Origin of the sequence: Nostoc sp. GT001, assembly GCF_030382115.1 — a bacterium.
GTDB lineage: Bacteria > Cyanobacteriota > Cyanobacteriia > Cyanobacteriales > Nostocaceae > Nostoc.
Genome location: NZ_JAUDRJ010000003.1, coordinates 4,935,651 through 4,956,410, shown reverse-complemented (window position 1 = coordinate 4,956,410; position 20,760 = coordinate 4,935,651). Strand labels below are relative to the sequence as shown.

Annotated in this window: 19 protein-coding genes and 1 pseudogene; 7 read left to right on the top strand and 13 right to left on the bottom strand. The window is 41.4% G+C overall.

Translation table 11 applies throughout. The features are described from left to right. Positions 1 to 56 precede the first annotated feature (56 nt). On the bottom strand, positions 57 to 845 hold the full coding sequence (egtC, locus tag QUD05_RS23940; protein ID WP_289798277.1) for an ergothioneine biosynthesis protein EgtC: 789 nt from the start codon (positions 843 to 845) through the stop codon (positions 57 to 59). Position 846: 1 nt separating this feature from the next. On the opposite strand from egtC, the gene QUD05_RS23935 reads away from it, so the two are divergent. After that, on the top strand, positions 847 to 1,608 hold the full coding sequence (locus QUD05_RS23935) for a nucleotidyltransferase domain-containing protein (protein ID WP_289798276.1): 762 nt from the start codon (positions 847 to 849) through the stop codon (positions 1,606 to 1,608). Positions 1,609 to 2,000: 392 nt separating this feature from the next. Here the strand turns inward: QUD05_RS23935 and QUD05_RS23930 are convergent, their stop codons facing one another. The 5 genes from QUD05_RS23930 to QUD05_RS23910 all read right to left on the bottom strand — a co-directional run bounded on the left by QUD05_RS23930 (position 2,001) and on the right by QUD05_RS23910 (position 5,386). Continuing rightward, on the bottom strand, positions 2,001 to 2,423 hold the full coding sequence (locus QUD05_RS23930; protein WP_289800062.1) for a DUF423 domain-containing protein: 423 nt from the start codon (positions 2,421 to 2,423) through the stop codon (positions 2,001 to 2,003). Between the two features lie 101 nt (positions 2,424 to 2,524). After that, positions 2,525 to 3,004 carry a hypothetical protein gene (locus QUD05_RS23925; RefSeq protein WP_289798275.1) on the bottom strand — a complete coding sequence of 160 codons (480 nt, stop codon included), beginning with the start codon at positions 3,002 to 3,004 and terminating at the stop codon, positions 2,525 to 2,527. A gap of 173 nt (positions 3,005 to 3,177) precedes the next feature. After that, the gene (locus QUD05_RS23920) at positions 3,178 to 3,609 is read right to left on the bottom strand and encodes a GFA family protein (RefSeq protein ID WP_322637699.1); all 432 of its coding nucleotides are present in this window, start codon (positions 3,607 to 3,609) and stop codon (positions 3,178 to 3,180) included. Between the two features lie 347 nt (positions 3,610 to 3,956). Then, entirely contained in the window at positions 3,957 to 4,325 is a 369-nt protein-coding gene (locus QUD05_RS23915; protein ID WP_289798274.1) for a hypothetical protein, read from the bottom strand. A gap of 296 nt (positions 4,326 to 4,621) precedes the next feature. Next, positions 4,622 to 5,386 (bottom strand): DUF6748 domain-containing protein, encoded by a 765-nt coding sequence (locus QUD05_RS23910; RefSeq protein WP_289798273.1) that lies wholly within the window; start codon positions 5,384 to 5,386, stop codon positions 4,622 to 4,624. 740 nt (positions 5,387 to 6,126) lie between these two features. On the opposite strand from QUD05_RS23910, the gene QUD05_RS23905 reads away from it, so the two are divergent. Further along, on the top strand, positions 6,127 to 7,107 hold the full coding sequence (locus QUD05_RS23905) for a helix-turn-helix domain-containing protein (RefSeq protein ID WP_289798272.1): 981 nt from the start codon (positions 6,127 to 6,129) through the stop codon (positions 7,105 to 7,107). A 277-nt stretch (positions 7,108 to 7,384) separates the two neighbouring features. Here the strand turns inward: QUD05_RS23905 and QUD05_RS23900 are convergent, their stop codons facing one another. The 3 genes from QUD05_RS23900 to QUD05_RS23890 form a co-directional block, all read right to left on the bottom strand. Next, positions 7,385 to 7,822 (bottom strand): DUF6918 family protein, encoded by a 438-nt coding sequence (locus QUD05_RS23900; RefSeq protein ID WP_099103615.1) that lies wholly within the window; start codon positions 7,820 to 7,822, stop codon positions 7,385 to 7,387. Positions 7,823 to 8,257: 435 nt separating this feature from the next. Beyond that, positions 8,258 to 11,560, bottom strand: coding sequence for an efflux RND transporter permease subunit (locus QUD05_RS23895; RefSeq protein ID WP_289798271.1), 3,303 nt, complete (start codon positions 11,558 to 11,560; stop codon positions 8,258 to 8,260). 260 nt (positions 11,561 to 11,820) lie between these two features. After that, positions 11,821 to 13,488, bottom strand: coding sequence for a mechanosensitive ion channel family protein (locus tag QUD05_RS23890; RefSeq protein ID WP_409879345.1), 1,668 nt, complete (start codon positions 13,486 to 13,488; stop codon positions 11,821 to 11,823). 392 nt (positions 13,489 to 13,880) lie between these two features. On the opposite strand from QUD05_RS23890, the gene ahcY reads away from it, so the two are divergent. Further along, positions 13,881 to 15,158, top strand: coding sequence for an adenosylhomocysteinase (ahcY, locus tag QUD05_RS23885; protein WP_289798270.1), 1,278 nt, complete (start codon positions 13,881 to 13,883; stop codon positions 15,156 to 15,158). A 149-nt stretch (positions 15,159 to 15,307) separates the two neighbouring features. Continuing rightward, positions 15,308 to 15,859, top strand: a complete 552-nt coding sequence (locus QUD05_RS23880; protein ID WP_289798269.1) for a hypothetical protein — start codon at positions 15,308 to 15,310, stop codon at positions 15,857 to 15,859. A 389-nt stretch (positions 15,860 to 16,248) separates the two neighbouring features. On the opposite strand, the gene QUD05_RS23875 is transcribed toward QUD05_RS23880, so the two are convergent. Together QUD05_RS23875 and QUD05_RS23870 are read right to left on the bottom strand one after the other, a co-directional pair. Next, positions 16,249 to 16,533: an HNH endonuclease gene (locus QUD05_RS23875; protein ID WP_289798268.1), complete on the bottom strand. Its 285-nt coding sequence runs from the start codon at positions 16,531 to 16,533 to the stop codon at positions 16,249 to 16,251. A 5-nt stretch (positions 16,534 to 16,538) separates the two neighbouring features. Further along, entirely contained in the window at positions 16,539 to 16,856 is a 318-nt protein-coding gene (locus tag QUD05_RS23870) for a hypothetical protein (protein ID WP_289798267.1), read from the bottom strand. On the opposite strand from QUD05_RS23870, the gene QUD05_RS34170 reads away from it, so the two are divergent. Next, positions 16,845 to 17,093 carry an element excision factor XisH family protein gene (locus tag QUD05_RS34170; protein ID WP_354666153.1) on the top strand — a complete coding sequence of 83 codons (249 nt, stop codon included), beginning with the start codon at positions 16,845 to 16,847 and terminating at the stop codon, positions 17,091 to 17,093. The genes QUD05_RS23870 and QUD05_RS34170 overlap by 12 nt on opposite strands. Before the next feature lie 103 nt (positions 17,094 to 17,196). Here the strand turns inward: QUD05_RS34170 and QUD05_RS23865 are convergent, their stop codons facing one another. After that, positions 17,197 to 18,003: a pentapeptide repeat-containing protein gene (locus QUD05_RS23865; RefSeq protein ID WP_289798266.1), complete on the bottom strand. Its 807-nt coding sequence runs from the start codon at positions 18,001 to 18,003 to the stop codon at positions 17,197 to 17,199. A gap of 10 nt (positions 18,004 to 18,013) precedes the next feature. Further along, positions 18,014 to 18,655: a beta-carboxysome protein CcmP gene (gene ccmP, locus QUD05_RS23860; RefSeq protein ID WP_289798265.1), complete on the bottom strand. Its 642-nt coding sequence runs from the start codon at positions 18,653 to 18,655 to the stop codon at positions 18,014 to 18,016. A gap of 443 nt (positions 18,656 to 19,098) precedes the next feature. Here ccmP and QUD05_RS23855 point away from each other — a divergent pair. Beyond that, a pseudogene (locus QUD05_RS23855) lies at positions 19,099 to 19,418 on the top strand (nitrogenase component 1); the annotation flags it as partial. A gap of 53 nt (positions 19,419 to 19,471) precedes the next feature. Beyond that, entirely contained in the window at positions 19,472 to 20,725 is a 1,254-nt protein-coding gene (locus QUD05_RS23850) for a glycoside hydrolase family 10-like protein (protein ID WP_289800059.1), read from the top strand. Positions 20,726 to 20,760 lie beyond the last annotated feature (35 nt).

The following is a 20,760-nucleotide window of genomic DNA, read 5'->3' as shown; positions in this document are numbered from 1 at the left end:
GTGCAAAAGTTTTCGAGGAACATTTATCAAAGGCTTGAGAAATAGCCTCTTTCACACTAGATTTGCTCAATTTGGATCTCACAGTCTGCTCCCACACTAATGATGCTATTTTCTGGGCAAGCAATCCAATTACCTAGAAATAGAGGTTCAGAAGCAATAATTACAGATTGTGGGAAAGTCGGATCATCTCGTATCCAGTAAAGAGATGGAGGCGGTGAAGTGGTAGCAAAACGAGAAGCTATTAAACGATGCCCGTCACTAAAGATTACATTGAGTGAGGCTTCTACTTGATAGCGCTTTGCCATCTCTAAAAGCGTTAATAATGTGGTGCGTAAGGCATACTCTGGAGGTCGATGTTTGTTAATTTGACTTTGCGAAAGTAACAATGCAAAAATGTGTTCTGAGTCAGTACTGCCATTAATTTTTTCGTAAAATTCTTGGGTTAAAGTGCTGCGAATTTTTCTGTGTAATGTTTTGCGGAAATTTTCGATTCGTCCATTGTGAATAAATAGCTGTTGTTGATGGTTAAAAGGCTGACAGTTAGCAAAATCTACGGCTTGTCCTGGTGTAGCACTGCGGACATAAGCAAGTACACACTTTGATTCGACGTAACGACTGAGACTGGGTAGATTTATATCATTCCAAATAGGTAGGGTATTTTTGTAGATAAAAGGATCGGTATCTTTTTGACTATGATACCAACCCACACCAAAACCATCTGCATTTACCACCTCAGAGATCATTTCGCGGGGTTGAGAACTCTGGACTATAAGTGAGTGTTCTGGTTTATATAGAATATGTTCTAAAGAAATAGGCGAACCGAGGTAAGCAAGTAAACGGCACATTATGAATATTCCAACTTCTATTAACACAATTATTGGGCAACAGCCTTACCCGTTTTTATTCACCATCATCAGTGGTTCCCACTTATATGGCTTTCCCTCAGCCGATTCTGATTATGACTTGCGTGGTGTGCATATTTTACCAGTTCAAGAAGTAGTGGGATTACAGACTAGAAATGAAACTATTGAAGTTTCAGAAGTTCGCGAATCTTTAGAGATTGATTTAGTAACTCATGATGTAAAAAAATTCTTTTTGATGCTACTTAAAAAGAATGGTTATGTATTAGAACAATTGTATTCTCCTTTAATATTAATAACCTCACCTGAACATGAGGAATTGAAAATTATTGCTAAAAATTGTATTACCCGTCACCATAGCTACCATTATATTGGTTTTGCCGCAACCCAATGGAAACTTTTTGAGCAAGAACATGCGCATCGAATTAAGCCATTGCTTTATGTTTACCGAGTTTTATTAACTGGGATTAATCTGATGCAAACAGGAGTAATTGAATCTAATTTAATTAAGCTAAATGAGATTTTCGATTTACCATATATTTCTGATTTGATCGCCCAAAAATTAGCAGGTACAGAAAAGTCTGTTTTGTCAGATATTAATGTAGCTTTTTATCAAAGAGAATATGAACGTCTGCGTAATAAGTTACAGGAGGCACATCAATCCAGCCCATTACCCGAAACATCTTCAGCTAATGCAGCTTTGGATAATTTATTAATACGTCTGAGAGCAAAAAGCTATAAAATATAAGCTTTTAAATTCTCAGTAATAGCTTTCTTAAAAAAGATCAATTTAGGAATTTTACATTCTGCGTTATTTCTAGATAACGGTACTAGTTTATTTGTGTTTTCATAAGTAAAATCATTGCCAATTCCGCCCATTGCTGAAATTATGATTGATGAATTGGCTAATTTTATTTGTTAGAAAATATTTTTGTTTATTTATTAGTTTTTGTACATACAAAAGAGTCACTTTGCCTACTTAAAAAGTAAGGAATCTAGTTCGTAATTTGTAGCTTATAGGTTGGGCATTACAACGCTAAATTTAGTATGGCATACTTGTATAAAATATGCTGTAAAAACAAGGTAAATAAGTCTCGAAAAATGGAGTTAGGAGTTAAGACTTTTTAACTCCTAACTTTTTTACAACTTCAAATTCCAAGCAGCAAAAGCTAAAGTACCCCAAGCTGCAAGAAAGGCTGTGCCGCCTAGTGGTGCGTAGGCGTAGCCCGTCGTAGACATCGCTCCCAAGGATTTAATACCGGTTAAGCTAAGGGCATACAAGCTACCTGAGAAAATAGCAATACCAATGATAAACAGCCATCCACTGGCTACAAGTGAGGGTTGAGGCGACTCAGTGCGGCTCATTAGGATTGCTACTAAGAAAAGTGCTAGAGCATGATACATTTGGTAACGAGCGCCAGTTTCAAAAATTTCTAGCGTAGGCGTAGCCCGCCGCAGGCATCGCTCACTAATTTTTTCCCGTAACGTATGGGAAGCAAAAGCACCAGCAGCGACCGACAAACCGCCTAAAATGGCAGCTACGCTCAAAAAAATCTGCGTCATTAGAACTAGCCGTAAGTTGGTAAAGTAGTCATTAGTCATTGGTCATTAGTGAATAATAAATGACAAAGGACGAAGGACAAACGACAAATGACTAATGACAATTAAACATCAAAATGATATGATACAGCCCCTTCTTCGTTCACCTTAAAGTTTGCATTGAATTCTTTAGCTTTTTCATCTAAATATTGTCTGGCGTGGGCTGCTGGTAGTTGTGACTGGATGGCAAAGCCTAAAACAGTTACACGCCCGTGATTTTCTTGTAGCATCTCATAAAAAATCGATTGCAGGCGATCGCTAACTTGTTGATTAATCGCCTTTTTCTCCTGCCGACTTTGACGGTACAATCCCAATGCTAACCACGTGCCCAGTGTTAGGGTAGGGACACCAAAAATTAGACCACCAGCAGCAGCATTATTATCTTCATAAGTAGCATTCGGTGCATTAAACTCATACTCACCCGTGGGTATTATGATGGCTTTACGTGTAGCAAATTTTTCTAAGGCCGCTGTTGCTGATAGAGTTACAAACATGAATCCGAGTGTCAGTAGCCAACCAGCAGCTAGTTTTTCAGCAGTTTTCATAGTTTCACTTCAGATTTACACTTTGCTAGCGATTTTAACCTGACTTTCATAAAGGTTCCAATATATCAATCTACTCCCAGCGACAGTTTTTTAGCTTTTACACAATCTTTTTCAGGACTTACGCAACTGGCACAATGCGATTGATTGCTAGTTGATAGTAAATCAGCCAATCTTTACCGCTCTGATGGAGGTGCAAACTGTGCAAATACCTCTGCCCCTGTTAGGTTCTTGGTTTCATTGGCAAAACAGTAATATTTGGGCTTTTCATCAATGAATATCTGATGATCGAAAACAAGACCTTCACAGCTATCGAATAGTCCAACGGGTATGAAATACTGGTTACTTTGTTTCAATTTGTAAAATAGATGGCTACCACACTTCTTACAGAATCCACGCTCTGCCCATTCTGAAGATTGATAAACTTCGATATATTCTTCACCAGAGAAGCTAACATCACTCTCACACTCAACTACTAACAAAGGTCCTCCACCCCAGTTGCGACACATACTACAATGACATGCTCCTACCTGATTACTCATACGGGTTGTAGAAACGTTTACTACTCCGCACAGGCAGCTACCTTTTGCAATGCTCACATTAGACATATTTTTTCTCTAAGCTATTGCGCCTTTAGTTTGCACTAATATTTTTCAAATATGATTGTGGGGTGGGCATCTTGCCCGCCCTGATAATGTAAGTTGTATACGTAACAGCTTACTCCCAAAAATGCGCTGCAATTTTACATTCTTTTTTGTTTCATGCTGGAAGTATCTGCACTATTGAGTTTAAAGGCTGATACAACTAATCTAGTCGCTTTTTGACGCTGCTTAAAATCAACATTGATGTTACATCTCCAATTTAAAATATGGAGTTTTGCGTTTATCGCGTAGAGCCTAACTTGATGGATGGGCTGAGGTACAAAGCCCATCTACCGTGCTTGAGTACAAACGTCTTATTTCAGTTTGCAGCTTGCGGTAAGTTCCAGATTGTAGAAAGTCCCTGGTTTGGGATTAATTGAACGCAACTGCTGGATAAAAGCATTAAATGTTGTATTGCTTATGCCGAAGCCAGCTTCAGCACAAGCAGATAAACCTCCTTCGATGGGAATAGATCCGGTTCTGGGACTATATACAATGAATTTATCGACGGTGCTAGTGCCGACTGCAAACCCGATAACCTGGCGAACTGTTCGCAAAGCGGCATTATCTAAAGGACCACCAATACTGCCAATACTGATATTAACCGCACGACTTTCAGCAAAAGCTAACGCACTAATCGACAATACAGTCCCGACAATCATCAAACAGGTGAACTTCTTCATTTTCCTCTCCTCCAAAAAATTGAAAAACTAATAATTAGGTTTCGACATGGATGAAGTACATCAGAGACTTTACCATGTAAGGTTTTCAGACACTAGGGTATGTGTAAACTACAAAATCTATGATTCTGAACTTTTGGGGATTACTTCAGCATTAGGTCTTTCGTTTTCTGAAAAATGTTAATTTCTTAAAAATTCTTTATAAAATCGCTTTTGCAGACCCTGGCTGTCTAATTGGTGTTGTTTACAGGTAAGCTGAAAAAACATCTACCAACGGCGGTACCAGCGTGAGACTACTATTAGTTCGGTTCCACTCTCAGATAAAATTGCGTAGCCACAAACTTAACATCTCTCTTGGTCGGGTTTAAGTCGTCTACTACCTTAGTTGTACCCACAGCAATCAAACCTAGAGCGAAAATTTCTTTGTTTGCAGCTTCAATTTGTTCTGGTGTTGCAAGCGTTTGGCTCAAATCGATTGACGAAACTTGAGAACTCTGAGGCTGATTCAAAATAAACCGATCCGTGGAGAAGCAAGGGGTGGTGAAACAGACAATGCCATTGTTTTTAAGCGCAACAAAAGTACCTTTTGCTGGAGCATCTGTAGGAGCTATGAAAGCTTCTTTAACTCTCAATTCTCCAAACTTACCAATTTCACCAAATTCCACTGGAACTATAGTACCTCTGAGAATCAAACGGCTAGCATCCTGATTTTGAATTTTTGTCAGTTTGTCAAGTGGTAATTTCAGGGAACTCCAATCAATTGAAGACACATAGCATTCATTGCGAAAGACACCATCAACACAGGGAGTAGCTTTTAGATTGTTCTGCTTGATGAAAAATCCCCCGCATCTCGGAGAAGCACATCTGCGAAAATCCCTCCGCACCGTGTAATATCCCCACTGGGGAAAGTCTTGATTTTTGACACTGATTGCAACAGAATCAGTAGTGTCTGGAGAAGAAATGTCCTGAGCATGTATCTTCGGGTAAAATCCGAAGCTAGCTAGAAGAATTGCACCTAATGGGAGAATGATTCGGTATTTGTAGTAAATTGATTTTTTGCTCATGGTATCTTGAAATTTTGTTTAAGGTTTTTCAGACATCTTGTTGCACCTGACTCGACTGAAACCCTATGTAGATAAAAAACGTGGAATAACTACCTATTATACTGTCATGGTGTTTTTTTAGTGTATCAGTGATTGATACTGAAACTGTTGTTAACTATATTATGAGTGCCTTTTCTGACTATAGACTTTAGCATTACGTTGAATAAAAGTTAGAGGTGTGAGAAAGCTGCGCTTAACTGCTTCAGGGTTCATGGCTAATGCTAATAGTAATTATTTACAAAGGAGCATACCATACGGTCTTAAGGCGCTACATGATTGTTACACTACTTAGTTACTGCGATCGCAAATTAGACTAGATCCAGGAGCAGGCTCAGTCTACATTGATATTTCGGTTACNTGTACTACTGTCACCACGAATGCAACTCCTCAGCGATTTCACGAAAGCTATGTGCTGCGACGAGTCAATCATGTTTCTAGCTCAACTCCAGAGCAGCGTAGATGGTATTTCCACTCGGCGAATATTTGCAAATGGTACGCACTCAAGGTTTTTTCTTACAGAGATACGAGTATCATTTTTATGATCGTGACTGCGTTTATTATTTGTTTGTTCCAGTGTTAATGATGAATTAAAAAAATTAAATTATACAAATAGCATCCGGAAAATGAAGGTGAAGTGAGGAAAAATAGTGAAGATATGATTGTAATTTTCTTTGATTGAGTTAATATAAAAGGCTTTCACAATGGTTACTACTCCTGTATACTATTTGCAAATTCTGGGCAATCCGAATATTGAAATTTCTCAAGATGAGTTGCGATCGCTTTTAGGAGACATAGAAGTACAACTGCATCGTAGCCGAGTTTATCGACGTGCTTTAGCGATTGTGCAGAAGTTAATAGGTGAAGAAACAGATCAGGCTCAAGATTTATTAAAAGCCGTAGGTAGAGAAGCGATCGGTTTGGCATTTCGACAATTTGCCCAACAAGATCAAAAAGTTGAAACAGCTACAGATACGAAGCAAGCTACAGAAACAGTCAATTCTTCATCAGAGATACAGCAGGAGCATTGCACCCAAACAGAGCAATCCTCTAAAAATGCAGCAGAAAATTCGCTGTGGAAAAAACCACTACAATTTCTGAATCATCAGAGAATTTCTCAAGCAGAACTTGCCTTGCAAGCAGATCAACAACGCATGGTGTGCCTACGTCAAATCGGGCAACAACTCCAAAAAACCCGTCAGTCCAAAGGGCTTTCTTTTGACCACATCCAGCTTTCCACTCATATCCGAACCGGCTTGATAGAGGCATTAGAAAACGGCAACTCGAAAGAATTACCAGATGACATTTTTTTACGTGGATTTATACGACGTTATGGAGATGCTTTAGGACTTAATGGTGTTGCCTTAGCTGCTTCTTTGCCAGTACAAGCAGCTATACCAGTAACTCAGACCCTTTCGTACCAATCTAAAAAAGGAATGGGATTGGAAATTCGTCCGACGCATTTATATGTAGGTTATACAGCTCTTCTTGCTGGTGCAATGGGAGGATTAGCCTTGATGTCCCAGCAACAAGCAACTACCAATATATCAACTGAGCAAGATAACTCTTCTTCTGTTTTACAATCGTTAAAACAACAATCCCCTACTGTTAAACCAGGGATTAAATCTACTAACACTGGTGTAGCTGTCGGATCTGATATTTCCCCACCAGAAGGATTATATTAACGACGCACCTTCTAGAATTATCTCAAGCGATCGCTTTAGCCATGAACAACTATCCCAAGCGATCGCAGTCGATTTATTAACAAAGCTGTGCAATATTATACTACTCAAAAAGCCTGAATCAATCTTAGAGAACAGTTAAAAGAAGGAGCCATCCAACGGGCAAAACGCGATTTGGAGTTGGTGAAGTTTTGAGGCTATATCTGGTGAAAAGCTACTTTCTATCTGCGCTTCCCACCTTTCTAGAAGACGCGATTAATCGCGTCTCTAATCGTTTGGCTCAGACCTTAGTGTAATTATTGATTACTTTGGCTAAATCTGGCACTGCTTCTTCCACGTGCTTTTTGGCTGAACCACGAAGTTTTTCATAGGTTCCTCGCACGATTTGGCGGTTTGAGTTCTTGACTCTCGCATCGGTAACACCTAGTAGTGCATCTGCTGTATTAGAGCGATTCGCACTCAGATATTCAACTGGGTCGCCTTTCTCTACGCCTTGACTCCAGATGGGATCAAGAGCTGTAAAGCATTGCGGTAATATCTGCTCAACGACATAGGGAATATACCCTGGCTTAACCCCCTTCAAAGCAGCAAAGGCAGTTTTCAAAGCGATGCCGCTCATGCCTGACTTGGATGCAAGCTGTCCTTCAATCATGTTGCAACAATCATCTATGACCATAGCCTTTTTGGTCGGGTTCAAAAGTCCGTCGCTAAGTCCCATTTCACTCTTCCTTATCTAAGTACTTAATTCTATTCGACTAATTTTTTTAGCAAGCAGGAAATTACAGAAAATGGTATCAGAGTTAGAGGATATTGTGGATAAGCTGATACGCTTTTAACCTGCATAGTTGAGAAGAGGCAGGGAGCAGAGGAGCAGAGGAGCAGAGGGGCAGGGGGCAGAGGGAAAGAAAAGACCCTTTACTGCTACCGTGAATCAGAGCGGAACATGGGTTTAAGTACATACACTTAATTATAAGAAGTGGTTCTCGTACCCTACAAGAAGGTAGCACAACAGGTGGCGTTAATCCCTTTTCTGTTTTGTCCCCCCTGCTCCCCTACTCCCCTGCTCCTCTGCTCCCTGCCCCCCTGCCCCCCTGCTCCCTGCCTCTTTTGAAAGAGTTACTCTGCACTTTGCTATGAGACTTAAGGGCAAAAGTTAGGTTATCCCATCCTCCTGAGACCTAAATTGCGTCTCTGGCTGACTTGAGCCAGCTGGTAGAGCTTCATGTCTAGTTCCCGAAGCTCCTGGAGAATCTGGAGGATTTGAACCTCCTCGCTTCCCAGGTAATATAGCCTGAGCCAAGGTTTTAACCAAAATATAGAGAATTGGCACTAAGAACAAACTCAAAAACGTCGAAAGCATCAACCCCCCAAACAACGCTGTTCCTAAAGACCAACGGCTGCTGGCTCCAGCCCCTTCAGAGATTACCAAGGGCAAAAATCCTAACAACGCTGCAAAGGATGTCATTAAGATTGGTCGCAGACGTTCTTCCCCAGCTTTCACTGCCGCCCTTGTGTAGCTCATGCCCTGCTCATGCAGTTGATTGGCAAATTCTACGACTAGAATTGCATTTTTCGCAGCTAGACCAATCAAAGTCACCAAACCTACCTGGCAATAGATATCATCCACTACTTTCGGGAAGAGGCTGCCTGCCATGAAAATATTGGAACGCAGCCAAATCGCTGTCATTGCTCCCAAAACTGCTAGGGGAACTGTCAGCAAAATAATAATCGGGTCAATGTAGCTTTCATACTGAGCTGCCAGCACCAGAAAGACAATAACGATCGCTAAACCAAAAATCAAGCCTGTAGCTCCCCCCGATGTCTTCTCCTGGAGATAAGTCCCTGTCCACTCATAACCAAACCCTTGAGGTAAGTTTTCTGCTGCTAGTTGCTCCATCGCTTTAATCGCCTGTCCAGAGCTAGCACCGGGAGCCGGAGCGCCCTGTACTTTGATTGACCTGTACAAGTTGTAATGGGCAATGGTTTTCAGGCCCACGAAGGGAGTAATTTTCACCAAACTGCTCAACGGAATCATTGCCCCACTGGCAGAGCGAACATACAGCTTGCCAATATCATCTGGATTCGAGCGGAACACTCCATCTGCTTGGACATATACCCGATACTGTCGCTGTCCCTGCACGAAGTTATTCACATATTGCGATCCCAGGTAAGTTTGCAATGCTCCAAAGATATCGTTAATTTCGACATTGAGAGCTTTGGCTTGGTTGCGGTTTACCTGAATGTCAAATTGGGGAGTATTTGCGGTGAACTGAGTGAAGACTCCTTGGAGAGCAGGGTTTTTATTGGCCGCCCCAATCAATTTTTGAGCAGTCTCAATTAGGGTTTCAATCGGCGCACTGCCGGTTTTGTCTTGAATGATAAACTCAAAACCACCCGTAGTACTTAATCCTCTCACTGGAGGAGCATTTACTGCGATCGCTCTGGCTTCTGTAATTGTAGAGAGCTTTTTGTTCAGCCTCTGAAGTATGCCATAAACAGATTGAGATTCTTCAGTTCTCTCTTTCCAGGGTTTCAGGTTAGCAAAGGCAATGCCTAAATTAGAAGCATTGCCATCGAAACCAAAGCCACTGATCATAAAACTAGCTCTAACTTCGGGAGCCGATGTGACTTCTTTGGCCACCTTGTTCATCACAGATTCGGTATATTTCAAAGAAACGCCATCAGGTCCCTGGACAATGACAAAGAAGTAACCCTGATCTTCTTCTGGAATAAATCCGGTAGGTACTGCTCTGTACATCAAAACCGTTGCTAATAAACCAGTAACAAAAACCCCAATTACAATTGGCTTGACATGGGTAAGGTAGCTAACAAACCCGACATATCGCCGCGTGAACCAGCTAAATCCCCGATTAAACTGTGTAAAAAACCACCCCAAAGGGCCCCGTGGAGTCTGAGCAGGGCGCATAAGAATGGCTGCCATACTCGGAGAGAAAGTTAAGGCGTTAAAGGTCGAGATGGCAATGGAACAAGCAACGGTTAAGGCAAATTGTTTGTAAACAATCCCTGTTGTACCCGGAATGAATGCAACGGGAATGAATACTGCCATGAGTACAAGTGAAGTTGCAATGATTGCCCCAGTTAACTCCTTCATGGCTTCGACAGCCGCCTCAAAGGGCCTCATACCCTGCTCTAGTTTGACTGCAACTGCCTCAACCACAATAATGGCATCATCCACAACGATCCCGATCGCGAGAACGAAACCAAATAAGGTCAGTGTATTAATTTGAAATCCTAAAACCAACAGAGCCGCACACGTCCCAATCAAGGAAACGGGGATCGCTACAGTCGGAATGATCGTAGTACGCCAGTCTTGCAAAAAGACAAAAATTACCAAGACTACTAGGACAATCGCCTCAACCAGAGTGTGCAGAACTTCTTCTAAAGAAATTTCTACAAACGGAGTGGTATCAAATGCCAACTGTGCTTTGAGTCCAGGTGGAAAACTTTTCTCTAAAATCTTGATCTGTTCTTCAACAGCATGAGCAACCTTGAGGGCATTACTACCAGGAAGTTGATATATCCCCAAACCCACGGCTGCCTTGGGAGCATTTCCTGGGATGGTGAATTTGGCATCAGCCAGATAGCTCTCTGCTCCCAGTTCAACTCGACCGACATCTCTGACTTTAACTAGAATGCTGCTAGTGGGGCTATTAGTAGTGCCAGCTGGACTCACCTTCAGCACCATATCCTCAAATTCAGCCGCATCTTTGAATCGACTGGTTGCCCGTAAAGCAAATTCAAAGCTTTGATTATCTGGTGCTGGTTCCTTACCAATAGCCCCTGCACCCACTTGAATATTTTGTTGTTGCAGGGCAGTTGTCACATCTTGAGGAGTTAGTTTATGTTGGGCAAGCTTGTTGGGATCGAGCCAGAGACGCATGGCATATTTGCGTTCCCCAAAAACCCTGGCACTTCCTACACCAGGAAGCCGTTTGATCTGATCGAAAATATACAGGTCGACATAGTTACTGATAAAAATGTTGTCATACTCGTTATTTTCTGAGTAAAACCCATAGACGAGAAGGAGACTGCTCGATGCTGTTTCAACAGTCACACCTGTTCGTTGAACAGTATCTGGCAATTGAGGTGAAGCCAGTGCTTCTTTATTTTGAACGTTTACTTGAGCAATATCGCTATTGACATTAGTCGGAAAGGAGACAGTTATATTGCTCGAACCATCATTACCCGTATTAGAAGATATATAAGATACATCTTTAACACCATTAATTTGTCGCTCAATAATGTTGGTGACAGTATTTTCTGTTGTTTGAGCATCCGCACCAATATTGTTGGAGCTAACAGTAATTTGCACTGGAGCAAGGTCTGGTAGCTGAGAAATGGGAAGAATAGGTATACAGATGCTTCCCAGCAGCAAGATGATGAACGTGCAGACCGTCGTCAGCACTGGCCGTCTGATGAAGGTATTGACAAACATAAATCAAGGAATAAAGGAAAAGTTTCAGACTAGTTAGGAACGTAGTAGCTTTTTATTAATATAAGGATTTATTAAGGTTTAATGTTGGCGATCGGGCAAGATTAGGAGTTAGGAGTACAGACGCGATTAATCGCGTCTGTACAAGAGTTAGGAGTTTTGTTTATCCCCTTGTCTCCCCAGTCCCCAGTCCCCAGTCCCCAGCTAGGAGAGGTTGCGATTTGCTCTAATCAACTGAAAAATGCGGTAATGAATCCAAATTTCTAATTAGCTTTGCCATTACTCGGAAAATTTAACAATTGATCGTCATTGACCCAAATTGCTTGTTGAGGTACAGAGATGGAAATTCCAGCTTCGTCTAGGGCAACTTTTAGGCGGCGGCGAAGTTCCCGTGCGACATCCCATTGTTTGAGGGGCTGTGTTTTAATCCATACACGAATAATCAAACCGCGATCGCCAAATTGATCTATTCCCAAAACTTGCGGCGGTTCCAAAATTTGACTCTGCCATTGCATTTCTTGATTCATCTTATCGGCAATAGTTGCAATCAAGTTCAAAGCCTTTTCTGTATCGGCTTGGTAAGCGATGGGAATTGTTAAATCGGCTCGCGACCAACGACTAGAAAGATTGGCAACAACTTTGATTTCACTATTAGGAATTGTGATTAAGCGTCCTTCGGAATCTCGTAGTTGAGTCATCCGCAGATTTAGATTTTCTACTAAGCCTCCCACGTCTCCCACATTAATTACATCCCCTAAAGCATACTGGTCTTCTAAAATGATCAGGAACCCGTTAATCGCATCTTTAATTAAGTTTTGCGATGCCAGAGATAATGCAACACCAACTAAACTAGCACCCGCCAGTAAGGGAACGATATCTATCCCCAAGGATACCAGCGCTATCAAGAAACCTACTCCTACCCAGATAGCAGTAGTAATACTTTTAGTGACACCAGAAAATGTGGAAACTCGCAGTTGCAGACGTGCAGAACTTTCTGGAGTGAGGAAAGCACCACTGCTAATCAGAGTGGAGGCGAAGCGGTCAATCAGGGCGTAGGTCAAACGAATTGCTACATAGGTTGCCAGGCATACGACACCTAATCGCAAAGGAAATTGGGCGGCTGTGAGAATTGCTACCTGAAAACCTCGTGTATAGGGAAATAAGCCCAAAATAAAGAAGCTTCCACCTCCCCAAATTCCGGCTTGACTTAGCTGAAACAATCGTCTCTTGGCTTCTTGGAGATGTTGCTGTTGTCGTTGATTTAGTTGTGTTGTAATTGCTTGATCTGCTGGTTTTGGGTAGTTGAAGAGTTCCCTTTGGGGTTGGGAGGCAAGGGAGCGTTCTAAATTCTTTTGGGAACGCTGCTGCCAACTATATACTCCCCAACTCATGACAATCATTGCTAGTCCGATACCGCCAGCAATTTTACCTTGGTCGATTAAATATTGAATTTGCCTTTCTTGCCTGGCTTGTTGCAAGTCTTCTTGTAATGATTCGGCGACTTGATTTGCCGATGTCGATATATCTACCTGTCGCAGTCCCGCGTCTTCAGAAGTAACGGTCATCAGATATTGACCGTTGACATAAATTACTGGTAATTCGTTTACTTTGCGAACATCCACCTTGACTGGTGTTTTTGCTGGTGATTGAAAGTAATTTTGACTAATTTTCTCCAATTTCTTTTGAATATCTTCTGAACGCTCAGGAAAGTTGGTTCTTGTTGCCGCTATTTGAAATAACCGACGACCATCTAAATAAATCCAGCCCGAAACAACTCTGTTATCTGAATCATTACTAATACTGCTGGGAGCTTGCAGTTGCGGTACAAAAGGAATCTGGGCTGTGGCTTTTGGCACAGATACAACGCCTATGGCCATTGAACTGGCGATGCCTACGGCGGGCAAAGCCAACGCCAAAAATTGAAAACGCACTCAAACACCTCCTTGAATTAAATCTACTGGTGACTACTTCGATAACTATCCTCCGCAATTACTTTGGGTAGATGTACCTATCTAAAGTTGAGGTTTTCTCTTTAGACGATGAAATTTTCATATTTTTTTATTTGTCTTCTATCTTTAGAGAGATGACAAGATACTGAAAATCAGCAGATAAGGCTGATAAGATTATTACTCTTACCAAAGATAAAACAAAAAGGAAGAAGCTGGGGAGGAAGTTGACATTAGGGTAATCAAACGTCAAGCTAGTTTTGAGGACTCTTGACTAGTGATTTGCTTTCATACAAGCAAAAATCGCCAGTAGTAGAATAACCTAGTAGAGTGCGTAAACTTTACGTAGCTTTTTTTATTTTTTGAGGTAACTTTTGATGACCGCAACTTCTCCCCGATTAAAGCACGAGGTTAAAGACCTCGGCCTAGCTGCCTTGGGAAGACAGCGCATTGAATGGGCTGGACGCGAAATGCCAGTTTTGAAGCAAATCCGCGATCGCTTTGCGATCGAAAAGCCCTTCGCTGGTTTACGCCTTGTAGCTTGTGCCCACATTACAACCGAAACAGCACATTTGGCGATCGCTCTGAAAGCCGGTGGTGCAGACGCGCTTTTAATTGCTAGCAATCCCCTATCAACTCAAGATGACGTAGCAGCTAGCCTCGTCGCCGATCATGAAATTCCCGTCTTTGCTCAAAAAGGCGAAGATAACGCAACTTATAACCGCCACGTCCAAATAGCTTTAGATCATCGCCCCAACATTATTGTTGATGACGGTAGCGATGTGGTTGCAACTTTGGTACAAGAACGTCAACACCAAATTGCTGATTTAATTGGTAGTACCGAAGAAACCACAACCGGTATCGTGCGGCTACGCGCCATGTTTAGAGAAGGCGTTCTCACCTTCCCCGCAGTCAACGTCAACGACGCTGATACCAAACACTTCTTTGATAATCGCTATGGTACTGGGCAATCAACCCTAGATGGCATTATCCGCGCCACAAACATTTTGTTGGCTGGGAAGAACGTTGTTGTCGTCGGTTATGGCTGGTGTGGGAAAGGTACAGCCCTCCGTGCCCGTGGCATGGGTGCTAACGTCATCGTCACCGAAATCGACCCCATCAAAGCAATTGAAGCCGTAATGGATGGCTTCCGCGTTCTGCCAATGGCTGAAGCTGCACCCCAAGGTGATATATTTATCACTGTGACTGGTAACAAACACGTCGTTCGCGGCGAACACTTCGATGTCATGAAAGACGGTGCGATCGTTTGTAACTCCGGTCACTTTGACTTGGAACTTGATTTGAAATACTTGGCTGCACAAGCTAAAGAAGTCAAAGAAGTTCGTCCTTTCACCGAAGAGTATAAATTGAAAAATGGTAAATCAGTTGTCGTTCTTGGACAAGGACGCTTGATTAACCTAGCTGCGGCTGAAGGACACCCTAGCGCAGTAATGGATATGAGTTTTGCCAACCAAGCTTTGGCTTGTGAATTCCTGGTGAAGAATAAAGGTAAGTTGCAACCTGGTTTGCACTCAATTCCTGTTGAAGTCGATCAAGAAATTGCTCGGTTGAAGTTACAGGCTATTGGTATCACGATTGATAGCCTAACTGCCGATCAAATAGAGTACATCAATTCTTGGACTTCAGGAACTTGATACATTGATTAGTTGATTTTTTAGGGGATAGGCTTTTGGGCTTATCCCTTTTTTTGTATTTCGCGCGAACACGTAAAGGAAGATAGGTAATATTTTTTATACTATAATTTGCTAATACGATATATTACATCATGCTTAGAAATTTTATTATGAAACAACTTAAGCAAGCAGTCCGGCAATCCATATCAGAAGGTAATTGGTATTGTGCACTTGCAGCTGCACTAATACTACCAGATATTTGTAGCTCATTAGATAACCCTGAAATTAGGGTGGTTAAAACACGCTATCTAAACTGGTATAACAGTTATATAAAAGAAAAGTATACTGGGATTGGAGGCAGATGGAATGAAGAAAAAGAATATGTATATGACGAAAACGCAAAATCGATTTTTCTTAGTGGTGAAGATTGTTATGCTTTACGATGTGCATACTTACATAATGGTCTAGATGAAATTACAGAACAAAAAGCTCGAGAATCACTTAATAAATTTCTATTTGTAACTCCACCAAAAGCAGGTGAGTCATCTAAACACTTAATAAGAACTACTACTTGCTATGACAATCGACGAGTTTTACAATTACAAATAGATATATTTTGCGAAGACATTTGTAGTGGAGTAGACGAATGGGAAGCTAAGGTTGCAACGCAAAAGTATATTCAGGAGAAAGTCGGACAGCTTTTAACAATTTATGAAGGTTAGTCACGAGCAACTAAAAAGCCTAAATGATCGAGCATCGATGCTACTGTTCGTATATCTTATACAGTTGCTCGATTAAATAATTTTTTATAGGTTAATTTATCAATTAATATCTAAGCAAAGTAACTTATAATCTTATTTTTTTAGTCCATGTTCGCATAGATTCCTAAGGAAAGTTAGACTTTATTTGTGTAGCTAGGATTTCTAATCGCCAGATTTTTTTGTATGATATGAAAGCCAAAAATCTGGCATCATTAATCGTTAGGAGGATGCCAATTTAAACTAATCCAAATTGCTCTAGCTTGTACAATATCTTCATTGTTTAACCTTAAAGCTAAAACCGTTGCCCTTCCACAAGCAGTTATCCCAATAATATGAGTACCACCATTTGCCTACTGAAAATGCTCTAACCATCTTTGTTGACGAGGATTAAACAAAGAAACAGATTCATTAGTAACAGGATCATTAGCAGTTATTTTTGCTCCTTTAAATTCATTACAACGATAACAAGAAGCACATAAATTTTCTCGCCCATCACTTCCTCCTAATGAAGTGGGAAAAATATGATCCATTACTAATGGCATACCTATTAAACGGCTAGATGTGCAGCAATATTCACATCTATATCCAGCTTCATTAATAACTTTTTGACGAATAGATTTAGGGATAGATGACACAGCTGTTACTTTACTAGTTGCTCAAAATCTGGAATAGAATAGCCTTTCCATTTTAAAAGTGCATAAGCATAGGCTTTTTTCAGCATTAAATAATCAGCACTCACTCGGAGCGATCGCAGCAATAATCTATCTGATTCACTTAATTGATTATTTTGATTTTTTTGTAAAAGTTGTAAATGTAGTTCTTGTTGACTTTCTGGAACTTGACTTTGAGCAATAGTTAATAAATCCCCAATCGTTAATTCTTGCATGGCGATTAATTCCCCTTGTAATTCTAGAGGTGCATAATCAGCAGCAGGAGGAGCATTTGTTTGGTTAGTCATAATTTTTGTAGAAAATGCTTTAGGGCAATATATCAATATATCTTATATTACTATATTCTCTATTACTATATTCTCACTCGCTTAGAACCTGACCGCCGCTTGTATCTGGCTATTCGTCAAGAAACCTACTCAGAACTATTTCAAGAACCAATTGGTAAAATATTATTAGAAAAGCAACGCCTTTGTTTACTTGTCTTCGACTCAAAGCGAGAGGTCATACTGCAATGGATACCTTGACAAAGCCATTAAGATAACGACAAAGCAAGAAATTTTATATACTTCTTGTGGGAAGAGATACCCCAAAAAATGAATCTAAACGTCAATTCCTAGTTCTTGTAAACTAATGGTGTCTTGAAATGTTAGGCATAATTGTTTCTTGAAGATTTACGCCGCTGAGGTTAGCTCCCCGAATATCGGCTCCTCTAAGGTTAGTTCCTCTAAGATTCGCCCCTGCCAAATTCGCGTCTCTCAAGTTAGTCCAACTCAAGTCAGCTTGACTCAAATCAGCTTCACTTAAGTTAGCCCGCAACAAGTATGCACCACTTAGGTGAGCCTTGGTCAGATTAGCTTTGTACAGGTCAGCTTTGTAAAGATAAGCCCCTAAAACTTCTGCTTCGTACAAACTCGCCTCACTGAGGTCAGCCGCAATCAAGTTAGCTTCAATGAGGTTGGCAAAAGAGAGGTTAGCCCGCATCAACTTTGCTGCACCTAAATCGGCATCTCTCAAGTTAGCGCCTTTTAAGTCAGTACCAATTAGATTAGCGTATGCGATCGCAGCACCTCTAAGATCCACCTGACTCAAGTCAGCTCCAATCAAATCGGCATGACTCAAATCCGCCTGCGTAAGTATAGCGCCACTCAAGTTAGCAACACTGAAGTTAGCTGCACTCAGGTTAGCTTCATTCAGGAGGGCTTTGTAGAGGTTGGCACTACTGAGGTCAGCACCACTGAGGTTAGCCCGCACAAGTAAAGCATTACCCAAATCGACTTTTCTCAGGTTTACCCCTTGAAGGTTTGCACCTCTGAGGTTATTGCCTTGCAAATTCGCAGCGCTGAGGTCTGGTTCAATCTGGGGATTTTTCTTTCTCCACTCAATCCATTTAACTGCACCTGCTTTGAGTAAAGTTAGATGCTCTCGATTTGCCATTTTCTCTCCTTTACTCCTGACGCCCACCCAGAGAATTTACCCGATCAGCGACACTTTCAATAGCTGTTAATGCTCCCGCTGCTCCTGCTAGAATATCCTGTTCTTGTCCACCTAAGTAAAGCCTTCCAAAACTACCTACAGCTTGAACTTCTAGAATGTTAATCCTCGCTGCTTTTTCCGCTTCATTGGCAGCCAGTGCGGCGTAAGCAGCAGGCTCCACTTCTAATACATACAGCGTTTGACCTGCTAGTAATAGCTGTCCCCGGCGCGTGCGATTAATCAGTTGTGTTTGATAAGCATCGATGTTGCGGATAATCTGGCTAGAAATAACACGCGGTTTCAGACATTCCTCTCTTTTGACTCCCAGGAACGCCAAAATAGCTTGACCAGCAGCTCTGGTTTCGCCTTGAGAGCTAGAATGAACTTCCAATAGTCCGTATAGTCGTTCAACTACCTGTACTCCCGGACGGACAGAGGCGGATTTCAGGGCTATATCCGTAATTTTATTAATTTCAATACCAGGAGAGATTTCAATCCACAGTGATGTATCTCCTGGTAATGGTAAGAAGCCTTGGGCTACTGTTCCCATATATGCTGCATGTTGAGGTTGCAGGTTGTCGAGAAATACGAAACTGCGTAATTCTATGCCCAAGATTTTGCTCTCCAGTCGTGAGGGTAAAAGTTATGTATATGCAAGATATAAGTGCCTAAGTTGACAATATAGGGTATAGGGGAGCGCAAAATCCGTTTAACGGATCTACACCCGTGTGTCAAATGGCAATTATAGAAGCTAATGCTTATTTAAAAGACCATTGTCGTCTTGGGATAAAATCTACTTTGATCGGACGACATAATTTTTGTTTAACACGGCTGCTTTGTAAACATCTTGACCCTTTTACATTACCCCAGTTTTACCCCAAATATTTATTTCCCCAACATCTCCCAGGTGGAATCGCAAGGATTAGATCCCAATGAATATGGCTCTTTCTAGCTCAAGTTGTTTTTCCTAAAGTATTTTCATCCCGATCCCCCCAATCAGGTAAATAAGCAGATACAAAGCACTTAAACACTTTGTCGTGGTTTGGGATTTCGGCGCGATCGCTTGGAGTTGAGATTCACGCAGCAGTGACAACGACACGCTTTCCTCTGCTAGAAAAACTGCCGATTAAGAGCGTCACTATCGGCGATTTGGAAGACTTTGAGCAATTGGCGGTTGGATCTGATTTGCTAATAACCAACTCTTATGGAGTGGCGATCGCTCAACGCTTAAAAATTCCTCTCTACCGTCAAGGAATTCCCATTTTTGACCGCTAGATAGTGGTCAGTTCTGCAAAGTTGGCTATCGCGGGACTATGCAACTTTTATTTGATATTGGCAATCTGTTTTTAGAGCAGGAAACAAAGGTTAAGCATTAATATTAGTGATCATGCCAATGTTTCCTTCACTGACACAGACATTTTAAATAATGATGAAAAGGTTTGTAGAGTGGTGTGTTGAGTTTTCTTCTTGGTGGAATATTCGCCAAAGTAGAAAGTCTCTTTTGTTTATCGTTATGCTTACCTTGAGTGCGATCGCTACAGCGATGTTGTCGTTCCCCTTGAACGCTCAGATTAATCTGCCGTCAACGCCAAAATCTGAGTTAAGGGGGGTGTGGTTAACCAATATTGATAGTGATGTGTTATTTGAGCGCGATCGCCTCAAGGGATCTTTGCAACGCCTTGATGAACTCAATTTTAACACGATATATCCGGCGGTTTGGAATTGGGGATATACATTGTATCCTAGCAAAGTTGCCCAAAAAGTTATCGGGCGATCGCTCGATCCCACACCCGGACTCAAAGGGCGAGATATTCTCAAAGAAATTGTGGATGTGGGACATCAAAAAGGGTTAACAGTGATTCCCTGGTTTGAATTTGGCTTCATGGCACCAGCAGATTCTCTATTAGCTAAAAATCGTCCCCAATGGCTCACTAGTCGCAGTGATGGGACTCGGATTGTCAAAGAAGGGACACATAATCGCGTTTGGCTAAATCCCTTTCGCCCAGAAGTACAACAGTTTATCCAAGATTTAATTGTTGAAATTGTTAGAAACTACAATATCGATGGCATTCAATTTGATGATCATTTTGGCTTACCATCAGAGTTAGGATATGATGCCTATACAGTGGCACTCTACAAAAAAGAACACCGTGGTAAAGCTCCTTCTAAAAACTTTAAAGATCCAGAGTGGGTACGCTGGAGAGCTAATAAAATCACCGACTTTATGAAACGGGTATTTACAGCTATCAAAGCTACTAAAAAAAATTGCTTGGTTTCAGTTGCACCCAATCCTCAACGTTTTTCTTATGACTTCTTTTTAGCAGACTGGCAGAAGTGGGAACGGCTGGGAATTGTTGAAGACTTAGTTTTGCAGATATATCGAGATGATTTGAATATCTTTGTTCGTGAATTAGAGTATCCAGAAGTGAAAGCAGCTAAGAGCCATATTCCAGTGAGTGTAGGCATTTTGGCTGGCTTGAAAAATAAATCCGTACCGATGCAGCAGATTCAAACACAAGTGCAAAAAGTACGCGATCGCAACTTTGCTGGAGTTTCTTTCTTTTTCTATGAAACCCTCTGGAACATGAGCAAAGAAAAGCCGCAAGAGCGTCAAACTGGCTTCCAGAATATTTTTCCCACACCAACGGCTTACCCGAATCTGCTAGCAGGTTGGAAACCATAGAAATGTGGGGAGTAGGGAGATAGGCAGAGTTCTTC

Bases quoted from the DNA above. Each gene is read 5' to 3' on its own strand.
- egtC (WP_289798277.1), bottom strand. From the start codon at position 845: ATGTGCCGTTTACTTGCTTACCTCGGTTCGCCTATTTCTTTAGAACAT.
- QUD05_RS23850 (WP_289800059.1), top strand. From the start codon at position 19,472: ATGAAAAGGTTTGTAGAGTGGTGTGTTGAGTTTTCTTCTTGGTGGAAT.
- ahcY (WP_289798270.1), top strand. From the start codon at position 13,881: ATGACCGCAACTTCTCCCCGATTAAAGCACGAGGTTAAAGACCTCGGC.
- QUD05_RS23925 (WP_289798275.1), bottom strand. From the start codon at position 3,004: ATGAAAACTGCTGAAAAACTAGCTGCTGGTTGGCTACTGACACTCGGA.
- QUD05_RS23870 (WP_289798267.1), bottom strand. From the start codon at position 16,856: ATGACTAACCAAACAAATGCTCCTCCTGCTGCTGATTATGCACCTCTA.
- QUD05_RS23915 (WP_289798274.1), bottom strand. From the start codon at position 4,325: ATGAAGAAGTTCACCTGTTTGATGATTGTCGGGACTGTATTGTCGATT.
- QUD05_RS23935 (WP_289798276.1), top strand. From the start codon at position 847: ATGAATATTCCAACTTCTATTAACACAATTATTGGGCAACAGCCTTAC.
- QUD05_RS23865 (WP_289798266.1), bottom strand. From the start codon at position 18,003: ATGGCAAATCGAGAGCATCTAACTTTACTCAAAGCAGGTGCAGTTAAA.
- QUD05_RS23900 (WP_099103615.1), bottom strand. From the start codon at position 7,822: ATGGGACTTAGCGACGGACTTTTGAACCCGACCAAAAAGGCTATGGTC.
- QUD05_RS23905 (WP_289798272.1), top strand. From the start codon at position 6,127: ATGGTTACTACTCCTGTATACTATTTGCAAATTCTGGGCAATCCGAAT.
- QUD05_RS23910 (WP_289798273.1), bottom strand. From the start codon at position 5,386: ATGAGCAAAAAATCAATTTACTACAAATACCGAATCATTCTCCCATTA.
- QUD05_RS23930 (WP_289800062.1), bottom strand. From the start codon at position 2,423: ATGACGCAGATTTTTTTGAGCGTAGCTGCCATTTTAGGCGGTTTGTCG.
- QUD05_RS23895 (WP_289798271.1), bottom strand. From the start codon at position 11,560: ATGTTTGTCAATACCTTCATCAGACGGCCAGTGCTGACGACGGTCTGC.
- QUD05_RS23920 (WP_322637699.1), bottom strand. From the start codon at position 3,609: ATGTCTAATGTGAGCATTGCAAAAGGTAGCTGCCTGTGCGGAGTAGTA.
- QUD05_RS23880 (WP_289798269.1), top strand. From the start codon at position 15,308: ATGAAACAACTTAAGCAAGCAGTCCGGCAATCCATATCAGAAGGTAAT.